The organism is Roseobacter denitrificans OCh 114, assembly GCF_000014045.1.
Taxonomy (GTDB): Bacteria; Pseudomonadota; Alphaproteobacteria; order Rhodobacterales; family Rhodobacteraceae; genus Roseobacter; species Roseobacter denitrificans.
The window spans coordinates 2,672,626-2,695,787 of the sequence record NC_008209.1 but is presented as its reverse complement, the minus strand read 5'-3'; the positions used below and the strand labels follow the sequence as shown (position 1 = coordinate 2,695,787).

The 23,162-nt window shown below is 58.7% G+C and carries 19 protein-coding genes; 9 read left to right on the top strand and 10 right to left on the bottom strand.

What is annotated here, in order from left to right:
• Positions 1-5 precede the first annotated feature (5 nt).
• Entirely contained in the window at positions 6-755 is a 750-nt protein-coding gene (locus RD1_RS12985) for a DsbA family protein (RefSeq protein ID WP_011568968.1), read from the bottom strand.
• A 3-nt stretch (positions 756-758) separates the two neighbouring features.
• Positions 759-2,114 carry a M48 family metalloprotease gene (locus tag RD1_RS12980; protein ID WP_011568967.1) on the bottom strand — a complete coding sequence of 452 codons (1,356 nt, stop codon included), beginning with the start codon at positions 2,112-2,114 and terminating at the stop codon, positions 759-761.
• Between RD1_RS12980 and RD1_RS12975 the strand changes: the two genes are divergently transcribed.
• The 5 genes from RD1_RS12975 (at position 2,113) to RD1_RS12955 (ending at position 9,249) form a co-directional block, all read left to right on the top strand.
• Positions 2,113-3,255 (top strand): pyridoxal phosphate-dependent aminotransferase, encoded by a 1,143-nt coding sequence (locus RD1_RS12975; RefSeq protein WP_011568966.1) that lies wholly within the window; start codon positions 2,113-2,115, stop codon positions 3,253-3,255. The two genes, RD1_RS12980 and RD1_RS12975, sit on opposite strands and share 2 nt — an antisense overlap.
• 61 nt (positions 3,256-3,316) lie before the next feature.
• Positions 3,317-4,534, top strand: a complete 1,218-nt coding sequence (locus tag RD1_RS12970; RefSeq protein WP_011568965.1) for an N-acetylmuramoyl-L-alanine amidase — start codon at positions 3,317-3,319, stop codon at positions 4,532-4,534.
• Positions 4,535-4,626: 92 nt separating this feature from the next.
• Positions 4,627-7,182 carry a penicillin-binding protein 1A gene (locus tag RD1_RS12965; RefSeq protein WP_011568964.1) on the top strand — a complete coding sequence of 852 codons (2,556 nt, stop codon included), beginning with the start codon at positions 4,627-4,629 and terminating at the stop codon, positions 7,180-7,182.
• 85 nt (positions 7,183-7,267) lie between these two features.
• On the top strand, positions 7,268-8,392 hold the full coding sequence (prfB, locus tag RD1_RS12960) for a peptide chain release factor 2 (protein ID WP_011568963.1): 1,125 nt from the start codon (positions 7,268-7,270) through the stop codon (positions 8,390-8,392).
• 71 nt (positions 8,393-8,463) lie between these two features.
• Positions 8,464-9,249: a DUF2189 domain-containing protein gene (locus RD1_RS12955; protein WP_044033136.1), complete on the top strand. Its 786-nt coding sequence runs from the start codon at positions 8,464-8,466 to the stop codon at positions 9,247-9,249.
• Positions 9,250-9,344: 95 nt separating this feature from the next.
• Here the strand turns inward: RD1_RS12955 and RD1_RS12950 are convergent, their stop codons facing one another.
• The 3 genes from RD1_RS12950 to RD1_RS12940 all read right to left on the bottom strand — a co-directional run bounded on the left by RD1_RS12950 (position 9,345) and on the right by RD1_RS12940 (position 11,623).
• Entirely contained in the window at positions 9,345-9,560 is a 216-nt protein-coding gene (locus RD1_RS12950) for a hypothetical protein (protein ID WP_011568961.1), read from the bottom strand.
• On the bottom strand, positions 9,560-10,720 hold the full coding sequence (locus RD1_RS12945) for an aromatic ring-hydroxylating oxygenase subunit alpha (protein WP_011568960.1): 1,161 nt from the start codon (positions 10,718-10,720) through the stop codon (positions 9,560-9,562). Before RD1_RS12945 ends, RD1_RS12950 begins: the two co-directional genes overlap by 1 nt.
• A gap of 105 nt (positions 10,721-10,825) precedes the next feature.
• Positions 10,826-11,623, bottom strand: a complete 798-nt coding sequence (locus RD1_RS12940; RefSeq protein WP_011568959.1) for a helix-turn-helix domain-containing protein — start codon at positions 11,621-11,623, stop codon at positions 10,826-10,828.
• 234 nt (positions 11,624-11,857) lie between these two features.
• Between RD1_RS12940 and RD1_RS12935 the strand changes: the two genes are divergently transcribed.
• Positions 11,858-12,190: a hypothetical protein gene (locus RD1_RS12935; RefSeq protein WP_011568958.1), complete on the top strand. Its 333-nt coding sequence runs from the start codon at positions 11,858-11,860 to the stop codon at positions 12,188-12,190.
• A 17-nt stretch (positions 12,191-12,207) separates the two neighbouring features.
• Here RD1_RS12935 and ilvN read toward each other — a convergent pair whose 3' ends face one another.
• The 4 genes from ilvN to RD1_RS12905 all read right to left on the bottom strand — a co-directional run bounded on the left by ilvN (position 12,208) and on the right by RD1_RS12905 (position 17,353).
• Positions 12,208-12,768 carry an acetolactate synthase small subunit gene (gene ilvN / locus RD1_RS12930; RefSeq protein WP_011568957.1) on the bottom strand — a complete coding sequence of 187 codons (561 nt, stop codon included), beginning with the start codon at positions 12,766-12,768 and terminating at the stop codon, positions 12,208-12,210.
• 296 nt (positions 12,769-13,064) lie between these two features.
• Complete coding sequence (locus RD1_RS12920) at positions 13,065-14,816, bottom strand: acetolactate synthase 3 large subunit (protein WP_011568956.1); 1,752 nt, start codon at positions 14,814-14,816, stop codon at positions 13,065-13,067.
• Positions 14,817-15,272: 456 nt separating this feature from the next.
• The gene (locus tag RD1_RS12910) at positions 15,273-15,923 is read right to left on the bottom strand and encodes a response regulator transcription factor (protein ID WP_011568955.1); all 651 of its coding nucleotides are present in this window, start codon (positions 15,921-15,923) and stop codon (positions 15,273-15,275) included.
• On the bottom strand, positions 15,920-17,353 hold the full coding sequence (locus tag RD1_RS12905) for a cache domain-containing protein (protein WP_011568954.1): 1,434 nt from the start codon (positions 17,351-17,353) through the stop codon (positions 15,920-15,922). The genes RD1_RS12910 and RD1_RS12905 overlap by 4 nt, the downstream gene beginning before the upstream one ends.
• Positions 17,354-17,604: 251 nt before the next feature.
• Between RD1_RS12905 and RD1_RS12900 the strand changes: the two genes are divergently transcribed.
• The 3 genes from RD1_RS12900 (at position 17,605) to RD1_RS12890 (ending at position 22,166) form a co-directional block, all read left to right on the top strand.
• On the top strand, positions 17,605-18,693 hold the full coding sequence (locus RD1_RS12900) for a TRAP transporter substrate-binding protein (protein ID WP_011568953.1): 1,089 nt from the start codon (positions 17,605-17,607) through the stop codon (positions 18,691-18,693).
• Positions 18,694-18,819: 126 nt separating this feature from the next.
• On the top strand, positions 18,820-19,749 hold the full coding sequence (locus tag RD1_RS12895; protein WP_044033133.1) for a TRAP transporter small permease subunit: 930 nt from the start codon (positions 18,820-18,822) through the stop codon (positions 19,747-19,749).
• A 62-nt stretch (positions 19,750-19,811) separates the two neighbouring features.
• On the top strand, positions 19,812-22,166 hold the full coding sequence (locus tag RD1_RS12890) for a TRAP transporter large permease (protein WP_011568951.1): 2,355 nt from the start codon (positions 19,812-19,814) through the stop codon (positions 22,164-22,166).
• Positions 22,167-22,306: 140 nt separating this feature from the next.
• Here the strand turns inward: RD1_RS12890 and RD1_RS12885 are convergent, their stop codons facing one another.
• Entirely contained in the window at positions 22,307-23,125 is an 819-nt protein-coding gene (locus tag RD1_RS12885; RefSeq protein ID WP_044033132.1) for an arginyltransferase, read from the bottom strand.
• Between the last annotated feature and the right edge of the window lie 37 nt (positions 23,126-23,162).

The following is a 23,162-nucleotide window of genomic DNA, read 5'->3' as shown; positions in this document are numbered from 1 at the left end:
GTCGATCAACCGCGTTTTTCTTCAACGATCATTTGCAGCTGGTCCATCGGCAGGAACCCACGCAACATCTCATCTTCGAGCACGAAAGTCGGTGTGCCGCTGATCTGCAGCCGCTGCGCGAGCGCGCGCGTTTCCATCAGTTCTTGGGTGACCTCGTCGGCATCCATACGCGCTTCGATCTGATCCGCGTTCAGGCCGAAGGTATCCGCAAGGCGCCTCAGGGCCGTGATGGTGATGTCGCCGTTGTAGGACATCAGGGCATCATGCATCTGTTTGTAAGCGTCGCGGCCTTCCTCCAGTTTGGTGGCAATGGCAAATCGGGACGCAATCAGGGACTGTTCTCCGAGGATCGGGAACTCCTTGACGACAAAGCGAATGTTGCCATCCGCAGCGAGCAGTTTTTCCACCTCGCCAAAGGCACGTTTGCAAAAGCCGCAACGATAATCCATGAACTCCACGAGGGTCACATCACCCTGCGGATTGCCGCCGACATAGGAAAACCCGTCGTTGAAAATCGCTTCGGCATTCTGGCGGACCAGATCGACATCAGCCTGCGCCTGCGCTGCGGCTTGCCGTTCTTCCAATGCGTTGACGGCCTCCATGATCACCTGCGGATTTTCCATCAGATAGGCGCGCACCTGTTCGCCGAACTGTGCGCGTTCTTCATCTGACATGGCATTCAGGTCGAGCGCCATCGCCGGAGCGGTTGCACTCATCAGGCTCAGGGTACAAGCCATCAGTAGTTTTTTCAGCATAGTCTATCTCCGTTTTGCGGCGCGTTCGGATGCAATCAACACATCTTGTGCCCGTTGCCAAGGGCCGGACCCTTCCGGCAACAGATCGACGGCCCGTTTGGCGTGAATGGCGGCGTCTTTCAGCCGCCCCGTCAAAGCGTAACGTTCGGCAGTCACCACCGACGCCATGCCCCGTTGACCGGATTTTGCATATGCGACCGACAGATCGCGCAGCATCGTCCCGTCTCTGAAGTCTATTGTGCGTGCCTTTTCAAGGACCTGTCGGGCCTTGCTGATGTTGTCTTCGACCAACAGCGCACGCCCGTAACCAGACAGGATCAGCGCATCATTGGGGGCCAGTTGCACTGCCCGCCCGTAGGCCGCGGCGGCGGCGGAAAAGTTGCGCGTCTCAAAAAGGATTTGCCCGCGCTGGTCGTGATAAAACGGATCGTTGGGCCGCAGCGCGATGGCCTTGTCAATCGCGGCAAGCGCCTGTTTCGTGCGCGATTGACGATGCTCTGCAATGGCTTCGCGCAGCAGTCGCACGTCTTGATAGGGGCTTTCGTTCAGCCGGCGCAGCGTCCATTTGGGCGCACGGGTATAGGCGCTGAGCTTTCCCTTGACCCGTTCAAACCAGTAGTCGGCGGCGGAGTTATCGACCGGCGCATCCCCATAGGCTGCGACATAGCCCTCGAGCGCGCGTATGCGATCCCGCGACAAGGGGTGCGAGCGGGTGTAGGGGTCTTGTCGCGTTTCGGCCAGCAGTTCCTGACCCCGGAAGAGTTGCAGAACCTGCGACATGCCCGCCGGGTTGATTCCCGCAGAGCGCATGAACCGCACGGCGGATTGATCGGCTGAGGCCTCTTCGGCGCGGGTATGGCGCAAAAAGCGATTAATGGCGGAGCTTTGGGTGCCCAGCAAGACGCCCGCACCAGCCTCGCCGCCACCCGCTGCTGCAGCAACAGCGGCAAGGGCTATGCCAAACCCGGCGGCCGTGCGCGCGCTGGCAAGGTTGTTCATCCGCCGGGTGAGGTGCCCATTGGCGATATGCGCCGCTTCATGCGCGATCACACCCTGCAGCATCGCGGCGTTGCTCATGCGGTTGATCAGCCCGTAGTGCAGGAAAATCGCGTCTGTGCTGATGACAAATGCGTTCAGCGAACTGTCATCGACAACCAGAATCTTGACGCGCGACGGGCTGAGGCCGGCAGCAGTCAGCACCGGGGCCGCGAGTTGTTTCAGCCCGTATTCAAGATCCGCATCGCGCAAAAGCCCCTGCGCTGACACTGTCTGTGCAAACAGACAAAAGATCAGCATCGGGATTGACGCCCGCCGGAATACGCGATGAAAGCACATGTCACCATAAGGAGCGGTTTTCATGCGGGTTTCAAGGCGTTCTTCAGTCGATCCCTTCATTGTGATGGACGTGATGGAGGCAGCGCATCGGGCAGAGGCGGCGGGACGCCACATAATTCACATGGAAGTGGGCCAGCCCGGCACCGGTGCGCCAAAGGCTGCGGTATCCGCATTGGCTGATGCGATGGGGCGGGAAGCGCTGGGGTATACGGTGGCGTTGGGCTTGCCCGCGCTGCGCGACCGTATCGCGCGTCTGTACGGGGAATGGTATGACGTGGATCTTGATCCGCGCCGGGTGATCATCACGCCGGGGTCTTCGGGTGGATTCATTCTGGCTTTTACCGCCCTGTTTGACACCGGCGACCGGGTTGGAATCGGCGCACCGGGATATCCCAGTTATCGCCAGATTTTGCGCGCACTGGACCTGTGCCCCGTTGATATCGCCACAGCGCCCGAAAACCGGTTTCAACCTGTGGCCAGTGACCTTGAGGGGCGCGACCTGGCGGGGCTCATGGTCGCCTCACCGGCAAACCCGACGGGAACGATGCTGGACAAGGCAGCGCTTGGCAGTCTGATCGACGCAGCCGCCGGTCAGGGTGCGTCTTTCATTTCCGACGAAATCTATCATGGCATCGAATATGAGGCCAAGGCGGTCACCGCGCTGCAGGTGACGGATGAGGCCTATGTGATCAATTCGTTTTCCAAGTATTTCTCCATGACAGGCTGGCGGGTGGGCTGGCTGGTTGTCCCGGAGGATCATGTGCGCGTTGTTGAGCGGATTGCGCAGAACATGTTCATCTGCGCGCCTCATGCCAGTCAGATTGCCGCCCTTGCCGCGATGGATGCCGAAGAGGAATTGCAAGCCAACATGGATGTGTACCGGGTTAACCGCAAACTGATGCTTGAAGGCTTGCCAGAGGCCGGGTTCACGAAGATCGCGCCGCCCGATGGAGCGTTTTATGTCTATGCGGATGTATCGGATATGACCGATGACAGCCGCGCCTTTGCGGCGGAAATCCTCGAACAGGCAGGTGTGGCCGTCACGCCCGGGCTTGATTTTGACCCGGTGCGCGGGCATCAGACGCTGCGGTTTTCCTATGCCCGCTCGACTGCGGATATTGCCGAAGGGCTCGCGCGGCTCAAGGCGTTCTTGCAGGCGCGCTGAGCCATTCCCTCAAGGCGCAAGGTGGTGTAGGGTCGGGCAAAACAAATCGGCCGAGCAGCCCATGATCCGATACGTGAGACTTTGCGCCCTTGTCCTGGGCGTATTGGCAGCACCGCTTACTGCGCAGGACCTGTCCGGCGTTGCGCGGGTGGATGTGGCCAACAGCCACATCAAACAGAACTGGTTCGGCCGGTTGGAAATGCATCTGGCCCTGTCGCAGGGCGTGCCATATCGCGTTTTTACCCTTGATCAACCCCCGCGTCTGGTCGTGGACTTCCGGGAAGTGGATTGGTCCGGCGTGTCGGCGCAGGCGCTGCTGGACACAAAGACCAGCATCAACGCGCTGCGTTTCGGCGTTTTTCAGCCCGGCTGGTCGCGGCTGGTGGCGGATCTGGCGCAGCCGATGCTGCCCGAAGAGGTCGCGATGACTGTAAAGGAGGGCACCGGTGCGGCAAACCTGACACTGGTGATGCAGCCTGCCGATCCCGATACCTTTGCCAGCACATCAGGTGTGCCGCAAAATTCCGTCTGGCCGGTGGAGCAGCCCAATGAGGCGCAAGCAACCGGCTCTGATGATCGCTTTGTCGTTGTGATTGATCCGGGTCACGGCGGTATTGATCCCGGCGCTGAGCGCGAAGGGCTGTCGGAAAAGACGCTGATGCTGGATGTGGCCTTTGAATTGCGCGCGGCCCTGATGCGCGCGGGCGATGTGGATGTGGTGCTGACCCGTGACCGGGATGTTTTCGTCTCGCTGCAAAACCGTGTGGCGCAAGCGCATCGCGCCGGCGCGGATGTCTTCCTGTCCCTTCATGCGGATGCGCTGAGCGAGGGCGGCGCGCAGGGTGCCACGGTCTACACCCTGTCGGAGGAGGCCAGCGATACCGCAACCGCCCATCTGGCGGTGCGCCACAACCGCGCGGACATCATCGCCGGTGCCGATCTGACCGGGTCGGATAACGCCGTGACGACCGTTCTGCTGGATCTGGCGCGCGTGGAAACGGAACCGCGATCAAAAGCGCTGGCGCATGTGCTGGTCGATACCATGGGGGCAGCGGGTGGTCCGATGAACACCAGACCCCTCCGGCAGGCAGGTTTTTCGGTGCTGAAATCCGCCGATATCCCGTCGGTTCTGGTCGAGGTCGGATTTCTTTCCAGCGCGCGCGATCTTGAAAACCTGCGCAACCCTGAGTGGCGCAGCAAGATGGTGGAGGCCATGGCGCGCGCCATTCTGCAGTGGCGGGTAGAAGACGCGGAGATGCGCGCGCTGATAAGGCAGTAGCGATCACGTGCTTATGACGTCGCGCTCTTTTGACCACGGCCAAAGAAACACATATACCATCCCTGTAGCGTCAACAAAGGTGCGTGCTTTTCGTGTTTCGGTTCATTCTGTCTTTTCTGGGTGGTATTTTTACGACCATAACCATGGGCTTGGGCATGGTTGTGCTGAGCATTGGTGCGGTTTTCTGGGTCTATGGCAAGGATTTGCCCAGCCACGAATCACTCGCGCAATACGCCCCGCCCACCATCAGCCGGATTTATTCAGGCCAGGGGCAGATCATTGATGAATTCGCCAAGGAGAGGCGGCTGTTTACCCCGGCCGAGGACATCCCCGATCTGGTCAAACAGGCTTTCATCTCGGCAGAGGACAAGAATTTTTACCAGCACGACGGTTATGATCTGCGCGGTATCGGGGCGGCAGCGATTGATGCGGTGAAATCGCGCGGACAGGATGTGCGCGGCGCCTCGACGATCACGCAGCAGGTGATGAAGAACTTCCTGCTCTCAGGTGACAGGCGTGCAGAACGCAAGATCAAGGAGATTATTCTGGCGTCCCGGCTGGAGGAAACGCTTGAGAAAGATCAGATCCTTGAGCTTTACCTGAACGAGATTTTTCTCGGCCAGAATTCTTACGGTGTCACCGCTGCGGCGCAGACATATTTCAACAAACCGCTGAGCGATCTGACGGCGCATGAGGCGGCGTTCCTCGCCTCCTTGCCCAAGGCGCCCAGCGATTATCACCCCGTGCGCCAGAGGGAGCGGCTGCAGGCGCGTCGTGATTTCGTGCTCAAGGAGATGATGGAAAACGGCTATATCTCGCAGGCCGAATATGAAACCGAAGTCGCCGCGCCCCTGCGGTCGGTTCAAAACGGAGACTTCGAAAGCTTCCGCGCCGAGTTGCCACCGCGTGATTACTTCACGGATGAGATTCGCAGACAGTTGAGCGAAGATTTTGGTGAGGGCGAGTTCTTTACCGGTGGGCTGAGCGTCCGCGCGACGATTGATCAGGATTTGCAACCGATCGCCGCCGAATCCCTGCGCCGCGCGTTGGAAGAATACGACCGCCGTCAGGGCATCTGGCGCGCACCGAAAACCCGGATAGACCCGGAACAGCTGGGCGATGAAACAGCATGGCGCACGGCCCTCGCGGCCGTTGAGATTGCGCGTGACATTGATCTGGACGGCCCGTGGTATCCGGCGGTGGTGTTATCCGTCGGCGAGACTTCGGCGCGCATTGGCATCGAAGGCGTTGTGGAGGACGAAGACGGGCATTTCATTCCCGCGCAAGACGTCACCTGGGCGCGCAAGAAGCGCCGCGATGGCTCCCTGAGTGGCAAGGCGCAGCGTGCCGGTGATCTGCTTGAGGTGGGCGATGTGGTCCATGTTCGCGCCATGACCTCGGATGAGGATGACAGTTTCATCCGCTGGACGCTGCGGCAGGTGCCCGAAGTGCAGGGCGGTTTTGTCGCCATGGACGTCAATTCAGGGCGCGTGATCTCGATGCAGGGCGGGTTTTCCTATCAGGACAGTGTGTTCAACCGCGCCACGCAGGCGCGCCGTCAACCGGGATCCAGTTTCAAACCCTTTGTCTATGCTTCCGCGCTCGACAGCGGCTATTCCCCGGCCACCATCGTCATTGACGCCCCGATCGAGATCAACACACCGCAAGGCCTGTGGCGTCCGCGCAATGCGTCGCGCGAATTTTATGGGCCAACTCCTTTGCGCACCGGCATCGAACGTTCCAGAAACCTGATGACCGTGCGACTGGCACAAGAGGTCGGCATGGATGTTGTGGCCGATTATGCCGAACGGTTTGGCGTTTATGACAACATGGGCACCTTTCTGGCCAATGCGCTGGGGTCCGAGGAAACCACGCTTTACCGGATGGTTGCCGCCTATGCGATGTTTGCCAACGGCGGCGAACGGGTGCAGCCGACGCTGGTGGACCGGGTTCAGGACCGCTACGGGCGCACGATTTACCGCCATGACGAACGCTATTGTTTCGATTGTGAACTGGCCAGCCTTGATCCCGGCCTTGGCCCACGGATCATCTCGAACCGGGAACGCGTGATGGACCCGATCACCGCCTATCAGCTGACCTCGATGATGAAAGGGGTTGTGGACCGCGGGACCGCTGCGCGCACGGTCAACCTTCCTGTGCCCACCGCCGGAAAAACCGGCACAACCAATGACGCCAAAGACGTCTGGTTCGTCGGGTTCACCAGCAACATCGTTGCGGGCTGCTACATCGGGTATGATCAACCACGCTCGCTGGGGCGCGGCGCGTCGGGGGGCGGCATGTGCGGCCCGGTGTTCCAGCGGTTCATGGAAGAAGCCACGCAAAAATATGGCGGCGGCCCGTTTGAGGTGCCAAGCGGCGGGCGGTTTATCAAGATCGACCGTTTTACCGGTGCGCGCCTGAGCGATGACGCCACCGGCGATGCGGTTGTGGCAGAGTATTTCCGCAGTGGCGAAGAGCCGTTGTTCGGCGTCATGTTCGACGGTGGCTTTGCCATGGGTCAGGATTTGCCGCTGGTTCAGGAAGCGCAGCCCGCACAACGCCAGCAGGTGACGACCTCGACCGGGGAAACGGTTGAGGTTGGCCCCAATGCCAATTTCGGCACGCTCAGTTCCGGCGGTCTATACTGAACACGGGTGTGTAATCGCCCCGGGTGCCTTGCCGCTGCTGTGGTGCTGGTCTATCAGGATGTAACACTTTTTTGCCGAGGCTGACATGCGCGCAGACGTCCAGAACACCATTGAAAAAATACAGAAATCGCTGGACCTTCTGGCCCAGCGGCTGGATGTGGAAACCGCCCCCTACAGGCTTGAGGAATTCAATGCGCGGGTGGAAGACCCGACCCTTTGGGATGATCCGGATGCGGCGCAGAAACTGATGCGGGAGCGTCAGATGCTGGTGGATGCCATGGCGACCCACGACAGCATTAAGCAGGAGATGGCCGACAACATCGAACTGATCGAACTTGGTGAGATGGAAGACGACGCAGATGTGGTCTCTGACGCTGAAAACGCATTGCGCGCTTTGGAAGAGACCGCGGCGAAGAAGGAACTCGAAGCGCTGCTGGACGGTGAAGCGGACAGCAACGACACCTTTCTGGAGGTCAACGCCGGAGCAGGGGGCACCGAAAGCTGTGACTGGGCGTCGATGCTGGCGCGCATGTATGTCCGCTGGGCGGAGAAGAAAGGCTACAAGGTCGAATTGCAGTCCATGAGCGACGGCGACGAGGCGGGGATCAAATCCGCGACCTACAAGATCACCGGGTTGAATGCCTATGGGTGGCTCAAATCGGAAAGCGGCGTGCACCGCCTCGTGCGTATCTCGCCTTTTGACAGTGCGGCCAAGCGGCATACGTCCTTCAGCTCGGTCTGGGTGTATCCGGTGGTGGATGACAATATCGACATCGAGGTGAATCCGGCAGACATCCGCATTGACACCTACCGCTCCTCAGGCGCGGGGGGGCAACACGTCAACACGACGGATTCCGCCGTTCGGATCACGCACCACCCGACGGGCATCGTGGTGACCAGTTCGGAAAAGTCCCAGCACCAGAACCGCGACATCGCGATGAAGGCGCTGAAGTCGCGCCTGTATCAACTGGAACTGGACCGGCGCAACGCGGCCATCAACGAAGCGCATGAAAACAAGGGTGATGCCGGATGGGGCAATCAGATCCGGTCCTACGTTTTGCAGCCCTATCAGATGGTCAAAGACCTGCGCACCAATTTTGAAACCTCCGACACCAAGGGCGTTCTGGATGGTGATCTGGACGGGTTCATGGCGGCAACCCTTGCATTGGATGCATCCGGCAAAACACGCGCCGAAGCGCAAAACGGCTGATCAATTCCATTTTGACATGCGACCGCAACTCGGGCACGTTTTAGTCGGTTGAGTACGAAGAGGAGACTTCCGTGGCGGCGATTGCAGAGGGAGAATTGAAACCGGGTGCGCCGGAGTTGCGCGATGCCAATTTCGACATGCTGCGTGCCGCTTTGAAAAAGGGCGCGTCCGATTTCCGGGCAAAACCGCTTTATGGAATTCTCTTTGCCGCGTTTTACGTGCTTGCAGGCTGGGTTATGGCGGTCATCACGGCTCAGACCGGGCATACGTTCTGGTTGGTGCTGGCGGCGATTGGCTTTCCGCTGCTGGGGCCTTTTGCGGCTGTCGGACTCTATGAGGTGTCGCGCAGGCTCGAAGCGGGTCTGCCTGTGCCCGCCGGAGAAATCTTTGGCGTGATCCTGAACCAGCGCCATCGGCAGTTGCCTTCCATGTGCACGATGATGGTGGTGATTTTCATGTTCTGGTTTTTTCTGGGTCACATGATCTTTGCCCTGTTTCTCGGGCTGTCCACAATGACCAACGTGTCGACGTCCTTTGAGGTCTTTCTGACCACAAATGGGTTGATGATGCTCGCATTCGGTACGGCAGTTGGCGCAGGTTTTGCGGTGTTGATTTTCTCGATTGCCGTGATCGGGTTGCCGTTGTTGCTGGACCGGGAAATCGATTTTGTCACCGCCATGATCACCAGCATTCAGGCGGTCCGATCCTCGCCCTTCGTTTTCATGGTCTGGGCCGCCTTTATTGCTGTTGTGGTGTTCGCCTCCATGCTGCCGGGCTTCTTTGGTCTTTTCATCACGCTGCCCTTGCTGGGGCACAGTTCATGGCATCTCTATCGCGAGATGATCGTAAGCCCCTGAAGATGTGTAAAACCTCGATCACCTAACGCTGCCTGAAATCAGGGAGCTGAACGTGTTAGGTGATACTTGCTGTGTCAGGTATTCTGTCAGCCGCTCTAAAGCGGCTCTTCGCGTCCCGTCTCAATCAGTTGCGCGCGCAAATCAGCCGCTTGCGGTAAACCAGCCTCTAGGGCGAAAACATAGGCGTGGGTGAGATAAAATCCGGCGGTATCGGGATCGTCCGCGCTGGCCGCCGCCTGCGCATAGAGGGTAACCAGACGATCCGTGTCGCCCTCCGCATGTGCGGCGAGCAGCTGTGCGTCAAGCGACATTACTCCGCTGCTTGCTTTTGCGCGCGGGCGTGTTCGATCTTGCCCGCGACCCAGGCATGAAACAGATGCGTTGGCCCATCCATGGCTGGCGAAAATCGCCCGCCGTCAAAGGATACCGCATGGCGTCCGCGCTGCATGCCCTCGACCACGAAGACGTCTTCTTCGAAAACTGTCTTCCACTGCGCGGCGTTCTGGATGCGCAAGGCTTCGCTGGTATCTGGTTGTGCATAAAACAGATACACATGTTCCAGCGTTTTCTCAGGCCCGACCGGTTGCAGGATGATGGCGAATGTATGATCGCGGTGAACCCCCAGTAGCACGTTGGGAAACCCGGTGATGTATTCCGCCGCCGTATCCCATTTGTCGCTCAACGCGTCGAAATCCGGAAAACTGTTTCCCGCCGCGTCCCTGATCTGGCGGTAGACCAGCGTGCCTTGTCCTGAAAACGCGTCATCCTCTTCGATGTGGTAGTGATCTTCCAGACGCGAATAGCTGTTGAGGCCGGGATGCACCCAGGGCAGATGGTAGCTTTCGCAATAGTTTTCGACGGCCAGCTTCCAGTTGCACTTTACCTCGAGGGTAAAGCGGCTCTCGCTGCCGCCGTGGTAGAGAGGTTTGTCAAATTCCTGCCAGCGGGCCATCATCTTTGCGTTCGCAACGTCGAAATCCGCCGCCGTGCCGGACAGGTTGATCCAGACAACGCCCATCCAGATATGGCTGCGCACCTCGATCAGCCCGAGCAGCGCGCGGTCGATGCCTTCATGCCTGTTCTGGCCCGGCCCGCCCACATGCGGTGTGCTGACAAGGTGTCCTTCGGTCGAATAGCACCAGCTGTGGTAGGGGCATCTGATGGCCCCTTCGATCCTGCGCGGCGCATCCACCAGGATCATCCCGCGATGACGGCAGATGTTCTGGAACACCCGCACCTTATCCTGACGGTCCCGGATCAGCAAAAGCGGCACGCCGAGAAAGTCGAGCGGCACCGCGTCACCGACCTGTGGCACATCAGCGGCCACCGCAAGCCCGGACCAGCCCGCGAAGAGCAACGCCTGCTTTTCTTCGTCAAATACGGCGGCATCCGTGTAATGCGCGTTTGGCAAACCATTGGCCTGCGCAATCGGGCGGCGAACGGAAGATAAATCCGTAGCACGACTTTCCATGTCAGAACTCCTGATGATCGTTGTTTGCATCAGAATACTGAAGGTCGATGTGTTGGCTGTCGCTGCAGCGACCTCGTTGGCTGCGGGGCGACATGCTCTATGGAGTTAGCGCATCGGGTCTTTGTGCTGCAACAGATTCTGGTGGAAAGGCACCAGTTCCTCAAGCGGACAAAATCCGGCACAGCGGGCGATCGGCATCACGCGTTCAAGATTATTCCCCAGATGTTCGTAGACGAGGCGCGTAACGCGGGTTGAGGCTGAATTCTCACGCGCGGTGCGCGTTGCATAGCCGACCCAGAAGTTGTTTTCAAAAGACGTGACACGGTTCAGAAAGTTTAGCGAAGCCGTCAGACCGTTGCGCCTCGATGTCACGATTGCGACACCGTCCTCCACCTTGAGCACGAAACCACGATATTCGCGCGCCTGCGGGGCCGGCGGGATGCCTTGCATCGCCATGGCGAGTTTGGGCTCATAGCCCTTGATATGCGTGTCGTTGCCCTGACGCAGAACATAGATCAGACCGCGCACGAACTGGTTGTCCTTCACGAAACTGCGGCGTGAGAACTGGTAAAATCCGCTGGGAAAATCGACTTCGGGGACCTGTTGCACTTTCTCGCCCATGAAGTCCTTGAGGAACCCGCTCATCACCGGTCCTGAACTGGGGCCAATCTGGTCGACAGGTTCCAGCAGGACGCGGGCATCTACGCCGAAAAAATCGCAAATGCGGGCGAGGACGTCTGGTCTGGGAAAGCTCTCGCCGCTGAGATAACGGTTGAACTGTGTTCGATTGATACCGAGTTGGCGCGCCAATGCGGAAACCGACGGGTATTCTTCGGCCAGATGACGCAGGTTTGCTCCGAACATATTGCGCAACTGGGCGGGGGATCGGGCAGCGGTGGGCATTGTCGTCCTTCGGTGTGGTTTACATGCTAATATTGCATCACTAATCGCTTTGCACGTAATAGTTGCTTTTGGCCACCCGAAACTGACGCTAATTTGCGTCATTGCCGTCTAGAATTGTGTCTAGTGTACTGCATGTGGACACAAAAACCAAGCGTGCGGTGGCACTTTTTTGGTGTCATCACGTCTTAACTTCTTGGTATGGTTGAAAAAAGACCACAAGAATTGGGATAGTTAATGTTAGGTGTAGTGCTGTGGAGCGACGCATCAGACCGCAAGGCAGTGATCTGGTGCGAAGATCAGGGTGACCTCGCATATGTGAAGCCGTCCGATGACGTCCTGCGCACGGGTGATTTCTTTGATGCCGGTGATCTGGTGCAGTTTGAAATGGAAGTGTCGCAATCCACCCGGGTGGCACACAATCCGCGCCTCGTCATTGAAAAGGTCGGGCCTGCCTTGCCCGATGTGCTGCGCGATGCAGCCCAGACCAAAACGCCGAGCGCGCGCAGAAGAGGGCAGGTGGTGAGTTTTTCACCGTGGACAGAACAGGCCAAGGTGGCCTGTTCATAAGGTATCGGGTTTCGACCCTATTCCCCGCGGGACAAGGCCGCGACCCCGGTGCGCGCGACCTCTGCCAAGCCCAGCGGGCGCATCAGATCAGCAAATGCATCAATTTTCTCGGGCGCACCGGTGATTTCAAACACGAAACTTTCGAGGGTGCTGTCGACCACATTGGCGCGGAAGATATCGGCAAGACGTAAGGCCTCGACCCGTTTGTCGCCCTGGCCTACGACTTTGAACATGGCCAACTCGCGTTCCACGCTTTTCCCCTCGACCGTCAGATCATGCACGTCGTGCACCGAGACAATGCGTCCAAGCTGCGCCTTGATCTGCTCGATCACCTGTGGCGTGCCGGAGGTCACGATGGTGATGCGGCTGAGGTGCCCGGTGTGATCCACTTCCGCGACCGTCAGGCTGTCGATGTTGTAGCCACGGCCAGAGAAAAGCCCGATGACGCGCGCCAGCACACCCGGTTCGTTTTCCACCAGAACGGCCAGCGTGTGCCGTTCGACCACATCCGAGAATGTGGGGCGCAGGTTATAGGCGGAATGGCTGTTGGAGCCTTTTTTGATTTTTAGGGGGGACATTGTCGATCCTGAACTTTGTTAGACATCATCATCATTGTTTTCGTTCATCAACTCGCTAACTCTTCGCCGGGTTGCAGTGACTTCAATCCAATTGACCACTGCCCTAGCTATATACTGAAAGCCGACTACTGCGGCAAACAATGCCAGTGCGCTAGGTAGCCCTATATCATGCGTAAAAAACAGAATTACTGGAGCAACCCAAAGCAAGCTGCACAACGAAAAGAATACCATCACGAATAGCTGCCACCACTTTGGCATTAGCATAGTGTGGCCCAGCGAGTGACGTTTATCTGAATTCACACCAACACACTCCCCTTGGCGTCGATCACGCCCTGTGTATCCGCTTCGCCGAGCAGCATCTCGTTATGCGCTTTGCCCGACGGGATCATGGGGAAGCAGTTTTCGTGCTTTGTCACCAGACAGTCAAAGATGACAGGGCCGTCATGGGTCAGCATCTCCATGATCGCATCGTCCAGATCATCGGGGTCGGAACACAGGATGCCTTTGGCTCCGAAGGCTTCGGCGAGTTTTACGAAATCGGGCAGGGCGTCGGACCAGCTGTGTGAATAGCGCTCCCCGTGCAGCAGTTCCTGCCACTGGCGCACCATACCGAGGCGTTCGTTGTTGAGGATGAACTGTTTGACGGGCAGGCGGTATTGCACGGCGGTGCCCATCTCCTGCATGTTCATCAGCCACGACGCTTCGCCCGCCACGTTGATCACCAGCGCATCCGGATGGGCGATCTGAACGCCGATCGAGGCCGGGAAGCCATAGCCCATCGTGCCCAGACCACCGGAGGTCATCCAGCGGTTCGGATCCTCAAAGCCCAGATATTGCGCGGCCCACATCTGGTGCTGCCCGACTTCGGTGCAGATGTAGCGGTCGTATTTCTTGGTCAGCGCTTCGAGGCGGGCCAGAGCGTGTTGCGGTTTGATGACCTTGCCCTCTTGCGTAAAGCGCAGACAATCCACCGTTTTCCATTGCTCGATCTGCGCCCACCATTTGGCGACCGCCTCCGAATTCGTTTTACGCCCGCGGGATTTCCAGACCTTGAGGACATCCTCAAGCACATGGGCGATGTCCCCGACAACGGGGATGTCGGTCTTGATGACCTTGTTGATCGACGAGGGGTCGATATCAATATGCGCCTTGATGGATTTCGGGCTGAAGGCATCGAGCCGCCCGGTGATCCGGTCATCAAAGCGCGCGCCGATGTTGATCATCAGGTCGCAATCATGCATCGCCATATTGGCTTCATAAAGGCCATGCATGCCCAACATGCCGATCCAGTTTTCCCCCGAGGCCGGATAGGCACCAAGCCCCATTAGCGTGGAGGTGATCGGAAAGCCTGTGGCCTGCACCAGTTCACGCAGCAACTGGCTGGCGGCCGGGCCGGAATTGATCACACCACCGCCGGTGTAGAAAATCGGCTTCTTTGCCTTTTCGAGCGCGGCCACCAGTTCGGTGATCGCCTCCATGTCACCCTTCAGCTTGGGCTGGTAATGCGAGGTGGAAGGTTTGGGCGGCGTATAGGTGCCGGTGGCAAATTGCACATCCTTGGGAATGTCGACCAGCACGGGGCCGGGGCGCCCGCTGGTTGCGACGTGAAACGCTTCGTGGATGACGCCGGAGAGCCGTTCGGTTTCCTTGACCAGCCAGTTGTGCTTGGTGCAGGGGCGGGTGATGCCCACGGTATCGGCCTCCTGAAACGCGTCAGAGCCGATCATGAAAGTCGGCACCTGTCCGGTCAGAACCACCAGCGGAATGGAATCCATCAGCGCATCCGTCAGGCCGGTCACGGCATTGGTTGCCCCCGGACCAGATGTCACCAGAACAACGCCTGGCTTGCCCGTGGCGCGCGCATAGCCTTCGGCGGCGTGTACCGCACCCTGTTCGTGGCGCACCAGAATGTGGCGGATCGCATTTTGTTGAAAGACCTCGTCATAAATCGGCAGCACAGCCCCGCCGGGATATCCAAAGACGGTATCCACGCCCTGATCAATCAGGGCCTGAACAATCATTTTCGCGCCGGACATTTGACGTGTCATAGTTTTCTCTCCGTGTTGACCCCGATGGGCCCGTTATCTTTTGCGCACAAAAAAGCCCCCGGTCTTGGCGGGGGCGCATGGGTCAGACTATGGTCTACCGTTACCGGCCCATGCGCGTGTTTCTCACAATGACGACTAGTTCGGTCATGGCCGAGGCTCCTTCGTGTTGGGCGGGACATTATGGGGGGGAATGGGGGGCGTCAACACCCAATCGGGCAAAAATAATGTCTCTGGGTGCGACATTCTTGTTATTTACTTTCGCAATCGGCGTATCTGGCGCAAGATTACAAAAAAAGAGGCGGGTTACAGCTTCGTCTTTTTGGTTGCGGAGCCTTGGACGCGGCGGGGCCGCGGCAAAACGATGTGGCACAGGCGGGCGGCGCGGGCTTTGGACGCGGCAGCACCCCCGGGTTGATTTGTGCGCGTCAAGCCGCGCCAACAGCCAATGGCACCGCGTCAGATGCCGGTGCCCTGCAGCACGCCATGCTCCATCGCATATCGGGTCAGACCGGCGGTGCTGGAAATGCCCAGTTTGCGTTTGATGTTCTTGCGGTGTGTCTCGACCGTGCGGACGGAAATATCCAGCGCTGTGGCGACATCCTTGTTGGATTTACCCTGTGCAAGTTGCAGCAGGATCGTCTGCTCGCGCCCGGTCAACGCTTCGCGCGCCTCGCCTTCCTTGGGTTGCAGCGACCCGCGCGCGCCGGTGCAGAGGTATTGATCACCTGCCATGACGGCGTCTATGGCCTGTTTGATTTCGTCGGTCGGTACATCCTTGAGGATATAGCCCATGGCCCCATGGCTCAGCGCGGATGATATATATTCGGCGCTGTCATGCATCGACAGGATCAGGATGCGCGTGCCGGGGCGGCGTTCCAGCACGATCTCGGTCGCGGTCAGCCCACCCATATCCGGCATGTTCAGATCCATCAGGATCACATCCGGATCAAAATGGTCGAGCCGCGCGATCGCGTCACGCGCGGAATTGCAACTGCCCACGACGCTCAGATCCTCGTAGCTTTCCAGAATCGACTGGATTCCTTCGGCGACCATCGGATGGTCATCAATGATCAATACCTTGATCGGGTCCGGGGATGTCTGTGTCATGCGGTCTGCTTTTGCTGATTGGGCTGTGGGGGTTCGGGTTCGGGGGGCAGCAGATGGGACAGCGGAACGCTCACCTCAACAACCGTGCCCGTGCCCGAGCGGGTGGTGTAGACGTTGAGCTCACCTTCCAGTTGCTCAACTCTTTCCTGCATGTTGCGCAGGCCAAGGCCTTGAGAGGGGTGCGTTGATCCGTTTTTCAACCCGCATCCGTTGTCCTCAATCCGCAGCGTCGCACCGCGCGCGTGACCGCGCAGATCAACGCTGACCCGCGTGGCGCGCGCATGGCGTTCGATATTCGTGAGTGCTTCCTGCGCGATACGGTAGAGCGCAATCTTCGCGTCGGAATCGAGCCTGTTGCGGAAAACCACTGTCGTGAACTCAGTGGCCAGACCCGTGCGTTCGCCAAAGGCATCCGTCAGGTTCTTTATCGCCGGCCCAAGGCCGAGATCATCCAACATGCCGGGACGCAGATCGCGGCTGATGCGGCGCACCTCGGAGATCGCCTCGCCCAGTGTTTCGATGCCCTTGCCCAAAGGCTCCGCCGCGGTGGGATCACCGCGTTCCAGCTTGCGCCGGGCCGTGTCCAGCGCATAGCGGACGCCGACGAGGATCTGGCTGATGCCATCGTGCAATTCACGCGCCACGCGTCCGCGTTCTTCTTCCTGTGCGTCCAGAACCCGCTGGGTCAGCCGTTTCAGCTTGGCATCCGCAAGGCGGCGTTCGCGGATGTTCAGCACCATGCCGGTCAGGAAAACGACCAGCAGGGCGGCCAGTGTGATCGCCCCGATGTAGATGAACGTCTGCTGCACGCGCGCCTCAACCTCGGCACGCGCGATGGCCACCGTGGCCAATACGTCGTCAATGAACACGCCCGTGCCGACCGCCCATCGCCAACTGGGAAAGCTGGTGACATAGGTGATCATCCGCGCGTCTTCCCCGGTCGAGGGTTTGGGCCATTGATGGGTCAGATATCCATCCCCTTGCCGCGCGATTTCGATCAGACGGGCCACGACGGGTGTGCCTTCGGTATCGGTCTCATCCATCCAGTTTTTATTGATCCGGTCGGTCTGGCGCGGGCTGACCAGACTGTTGCCGTCATAATCATAGACGAAAAAGAAACCATCGGTGCCATAGATCATGGCCGACAGGATCTGTGCGACCTGGTTCTTGGCATCGGAATCGTCGGGTGCCGCATTGCCGTAGATAAAGTAGAATCCGTTGCGCGCCTGCGTGATGTAATTGCGCAATTCGGCTTTCTTTGCCTGGATCAGCTGGGTTTCCAGCGCGCGGACTTCCCGTTCGGCGAGGGCGCGCGACTGAAACGCCACAAGAGCAGCAATGGCCGCCACCGCCGCAATCAGGGGCACCGTGGCCAAAAGCGACAGCTTTTGCGCGTAGCTTGGCCGGAAAACAGGCAGGAACCGCATCATCCGTTATTGCTACGTTGAAAGTTGCGCGAATCAAAGACCCGCAAGGCGCGCTTTGGCCAGAATCACTGCGCGTCTGTGGTGTGTGATGCAGAATAACTCGCCCAAAACGTGAGCAAACAGTCGATTTGGTTCGAAATCTACGCAGTAGTAGGTATTCCCTTCTGCGCTCACCACGCTACTTTCGCGATCACTTCACAAGCCGTGTGCGCCACAAGGAGCGGACAGGCGTTACAATCGGGAGGAGTATCTTTATGGATCGTCGATCATTTCTGAAGACATCTGCACTTGGCGGCTCTGCCGCTGCGGCCACGACCCTGGCTGCACCAGCCTACGCACAGGGCAACCGCACCCTGACAATGGTCACATCCTGGCCCCGCGGTTTTGCCGTGCTGGACGACGCGGCAACCTATTTCAATGAGATGGTCGATGCGATGTCCGATGGGCAACTGACAATCGACAAGAAAGCGCCGGGCGAGCTGGTTGGCGCCTTTGAGGTGTTTGACGCGGTGTCCTCCGGACAGGCGGACCTTTACCACTCGGCGGATTACTATTTCATCGGTCAGCACCCGGGCTATGCCTATTTCACCGCCGTGCCATTCGGTGGCACCGCGCAGGAAGTCACAAACTGGTATCACCACGGTGGCGGACATGAACTGCACACCGAACTGGGCGAGATCTTCAACCTGAAATCCTTCATCGCGGGCAACTCCGGGTCGCAGTCGGGTGGCTGGTTCCGCAACGAGATCAACTCGGCGGATGATTTCAACGGTCTGAAGTTCCGTATGCCGGGTCTTGGCGGCAAGGTGCTCGGCGAGTTGGGTGCTTCGGTTCAGAACATTCCCGGTGGTGAGCTTTATCAGGCGCTGTCCTCCGGCGCGCTTGACGGTCTTGAGTGGGTTGGCCCCTTCGCCGATGAACGCGCAGGCTTCCAGGAAGTCGCCAAAGTCTACTACACCGCTGGTTTCCACGAGCCGGGCTCCGCTTTGGCGGCAGGTGTGAACCTTGACGTCTGGAACGACCTCAAGCCAGCGCATCAGGCGATCATCTCGAACGCGGCGATGGCGACAACACATACACAGCTGGCCGAAACGCTGGCAAACAACGGTGCCGCTCTGGCGCGTCTGCAATCGCAGGGCGTGAAAACGCTGCAGTTCCCGGATGATGTCTGGGATGCATTCGGGGCCGCGTCCAAAACCGTCATGGATGAGAACATGGGCGATGAGCTCTTTGCAACAATCCGTGGCTCGTTCGAAGAATCGCTCGCGCAAAGCTCGGACTGGCTTCTGAAGTCGGACAGCTTCTATGTCGAGCAGCGTAACCGCGTGCTGTCCGCCGGGTAAGGCGCGCCACTGACACCGCAGGGGGCAGGCTTCACCTTGCCCCTTGCATGATCGACATCTCAGGTTAACACTGAGCCAAAACATATTTTGACCCGCGCGGGACACGGGATCAAACGAGGGGGGAAGATGGAAGAAGAAGTGGCGACGACAGGCGGGTTTGCAATCCTGCTGGACGGCGTGCTGTGGTTTTTGACCAACATCGCACTTTCATTTTACAACTTTTTCTACGCCCTCGCGCATCCCTCGCTCTGGTTGGATTGGTCGGACAAGCAAGCGATCATGCGGTTTGTCTACTACGGCGGTTCGGTCGAATTCTTCTTTGTCGTGTTTACCGCTTTCCTCGTGATGCTCAGTATCGGGATATGGCGCGCCAACATCATGTGGGGCTACGTGCGCGTGCTCGAAGGCTTCGCCAATACGGTGGGGCGCTTTTTTGCCTGGGCCGGGCTCTTGATGGTGATCCAGCAGATCATCATCGTCTTCATGCAGCGGATTTTCACGCGCCCGGATATTTCCTTTGGCTTTGGTATCCCGCTGCAGTTCGACATCAGCTGGTTTGCCGAAGAACTCAAGCTTTACAACGCGATGGTCGTGTGTCTGTGCATGGCCTACACCTTCGTTCAGGGCGGTCATGTGCGCGTCGATCTGATCTATTCCTCGGTGCGTTTCCGCACCAAGAAAGTCATCGACATGTTCGGGGCGCTCTTTTTCATGATGCCCGTCGCGGTGATCATCTGGCTTTACGGCTGGTTCTTCATGTGGCGTCACCTGATCGTGCCCAACCCTTCTGCATCTGACACGCTGGACCGTTTGCTGAACAAGTCCCGCGCGCTGCGCTGGAATGTCGAAACCATCGGCTTCAGCCCGAACGGGTTCAACGGATATTTCCTCTTCAAGGTGCTTTTGTGCATGTTCACCGCGATGGTGTTCCTGCAGGCGATGGCCATGTTCTTCCGCTCCTTCCAGGAGTGGCGCGAAGGCGAGGAGAGCGCGGGCAAATACCTCGACAAGGACACCCTTGGCGATGGTGAAGAAGCCTATGAGGGCACGCACTGACAAGGCGCGCAACAACGCAAGAACAAGCGCCTCAAGCGCGTGACGTATAAGGGACAAAGCCCATGTTTTTCGGTCTAGACGGCGTAGAAGTTGGCCTGATCATCGTAGCCATCTGCCTTTTTGGTGGCATTCTTTCCGGGTTCCCGGTGGCTTTTGCCATTGCAGGGGCAGGGGTGATATCCTTCGGGATCATCGCAGCGCTCGACAGCGCCGGCTTGCTGATCCACCAAGCCATCGACACAAGCAGCCAGGTCTACCGGGATCTGGTAAACTCGGGCGTCAAGGCTGATACCATATCGATCTTCCGATACCCCGAATTACCGCGCATCGCCGAGCCGGTTTTCCCAAGCGGATGGGAAGTGGCGCTGGATCGCAACGTGTCCTTTGTGGTCAACCGGATGAACGAACGCGTGCTTGCCGGTCAGTCGATCGAAACGCTTCTGGCTGTTTTGATGTTCGTCCTGATGGGCATCACGCTGGAACGCTCCAAGATCGCGAATGACCTGTTGACTTCCATGGCGCGGGTTTTTGGTCCGTTGCCCGGCGGTCTTGCGGTGTCCATCGTCGTTGTGGGGGCGTTTCTGGCGGCGTCCACGGGGATCGTGGGAGCGACTGTCGTCACCATGGGCCTGCTGGCCCTGCCCACGATGTTGCGCAACGGCTATTCGCCTGAGTTGTCCACCGGCGTGATTGCGGCCTCGGGGACCCTTGGACAGATCATTCCACCTTCCATCGTGATCGTTCTGCTCGGCACCTTGGCGGGGGATTTGTATTCCGCGGCACAGGAACGACGCGCCAGCCTTGCGGGATGCACGGACGCGCTGACCTACCTCGGTGAACCTGCGGTTCTGTCTGTCGGGACACTCTTTCAGGCCGCTTTGCTGCCGGGTATCATGCTTGCGCTGCTCTATGCGCTTTATGCCTTTGGCTACGCCCTGTTGAACCCGGACAAGGCCCCGGCGGTCGAGCTGGGCAGCACCAACGCTGAACCCATCACCCGCAATGAAGCCTTCACATGGTTTTTGGGCGCACCTGTCCTGATCATCGTTGGTACGATTTTGCTGGGCAACCTTGGCGTAGTCGGCAGCCAATCAACCGATGTGTCCCGCTTTTCGGACATAGGGGAGGGCGCATCGCTGCGCACGACGGTCAGCGAACAGTGTCAGGCCTCGATGATTGAATTGCATGGTCAGGAAGCCTGGGATGCGGCGGTGGCACAGCAGGTTGAAATTGACGCCGCCGGCGGCATTCAGGCGTCTGCCGCTCTGAGCGAGGAAGAACTCGCCACAGCGCTGCAGAACAAGATCGACAACGCGGCACCCATCGGCACCGGGATTGCGATCATCCTGATCCTGACCGGTCTGTTCCTGACAACTGCGCGGGGCGTATCGCCCTCCTCACCGACCCGGCCGCTGCTCATCGGGGCCATGGGCGCGGTGGTGATCCTGCTGCTTGACATCATCGCCATTTCGCCCACTACGTCTTCGGGCGCGACGGTGATCATTCTCGCCCTGCCATTTGCAGCGCTGATGTATGGCGTCGTCTATGCAACGAAAATCTGCGCGCGCAACGAGCTTATCCGCGTCGTCTTTCCGCCGCTTATCCTGATCGTTGCCGTGCTCGGCTCGATCCTTGGTGGCATCACCAACCCGACGCCCGCGGCGGCGCTCGGGGCGGGTGGCGCGATCATGCTGGCGGCTTATCGCAAACTGCGGGATCAGGATAAAACACCCAAGATCATCATCTGGTCCACGCTGGCGATCATTATCTGCATACTGGTCGGCATCAATTTCGATTTGCGTGTCAACACCGACGAGGTGGGCTTTGAAAGCTGGTTTGCCTTCTTCGTGGCATATGGTGCCTATCTCTACGCGATCTTCGGGCTGCTGTTTTCCTGCTGGGTTCTTTACACCTCGGGTATCCTGTCGCCGGTAGTGCGCGAGACGGCGAAGGTCACGAGCATGGTCTTTACCATCCTCATCGGCTCGCAACTGCTGAACCTCGTGGTGATCTCCTTTGGTGGGGAGCACTATATCCAGCAGTTCCTGAAGTCCTTTGACAATGAATTCACGGTGTTCCTGATCGTGATGCTCGTGCTCTTCGTGCTCGGCTTCGTGCTCGATTTCCTTGAGATTATCTACATCGTCATACCCATCGTCGGGCCGGTCATCTATGGCGGCACGTTCGATCCCAAATGGGTGACGATCATGATCGCGGTGAACCTGCAAACGTCCTTCCTGACGCCGCCCTTTGGCTTTGCCCTGTTCTATCTGCGCGGGGTTGCTCCGAAAGAGGTCACCACCGGGCATATCTATCGCGGCATCATTCCTTTCGTACTGATCCAAGTGGTGGGCCTTGCCCTGCTGTGGACCTTCCCTGGCATTGTAACGATCATCCCGGATCTGATCCCGAACTGATCAGGGCGGGACAGCCATCAAAAGGGGGCCTTGGCCCCCTTTTTATTGGGGCAGTTGTTAAAGGCAAATGGCTTCTGCGCTCCCATACAGCGCAGGTTTGATACTGAAGAGCTATTCGAACGCAGATATGGCGGTTCCCGCTAACGGGTTGGGCGCGTGTCCGGCAGTTGTATATTCGCGACCTGCTCCGCGATGGGATCGGTGGAAAGCGGATGCGTTTCGGCGGTGAACTCCGAAGGATTCCTGACCTTCTGCCAATTGCCGCCGATGTAGACTTCAAGACCGGAAAACTTGGATTTATACCCCATCTTCTGACTGCCCGGCACCCAATATCCCAGATAGACGTAAGGCAACCCGGCTTCACGCGCGATTTCTATGTGATCAAGGATCATATAGGTGCCCATGGAGCGCTTTGTCATATCCGGGGCATAGAAGGAATAGACCATGCTCAGCCCGTCCGACAGCACATCTGTCAGGCTCACGCCGATCAATGCGCCGCTGTCCTGGTTCTTGTATTCGACCACGCGGCTTCGGATCGGCGTTTCCTCGATCATCGCGGCGAATTCGAAAACATCCATATCCGCCATGCCCCCATCCGCGTGGCGGCTGTCCAGATAGGAGCGGAAGAGTTCGTATTGCTCTTCCGACGCCCAGGGAGAGGTCGCGCGCCGCGCCAGATCGTGGTTGCGTTTGATGGTGCGTTTCTGGCTGCGGGACGGTGCGAATTCCGACACATCAATGCGCGCCGAAAGGCACGCCGAACACTCCGCACAGGAGGGTCGGTACAGCACGTTTTGCGATCGGCGAAACCCTTGCTGGGAGAGGCTGTCATTCAGCTTGTCCGCGCTTTCCCCCTGCAGTGCCGTGAACAGTTTGCGTTCCATACGGCCGTCAAGATACGGGCACGGCTGTGGGGCCGTGACGTAAAACTGAGGCGCTATCGGTAACGTATGACGCATGTAATTCCTTGCCGAACTTCCCCGGCAGACTAGCAAG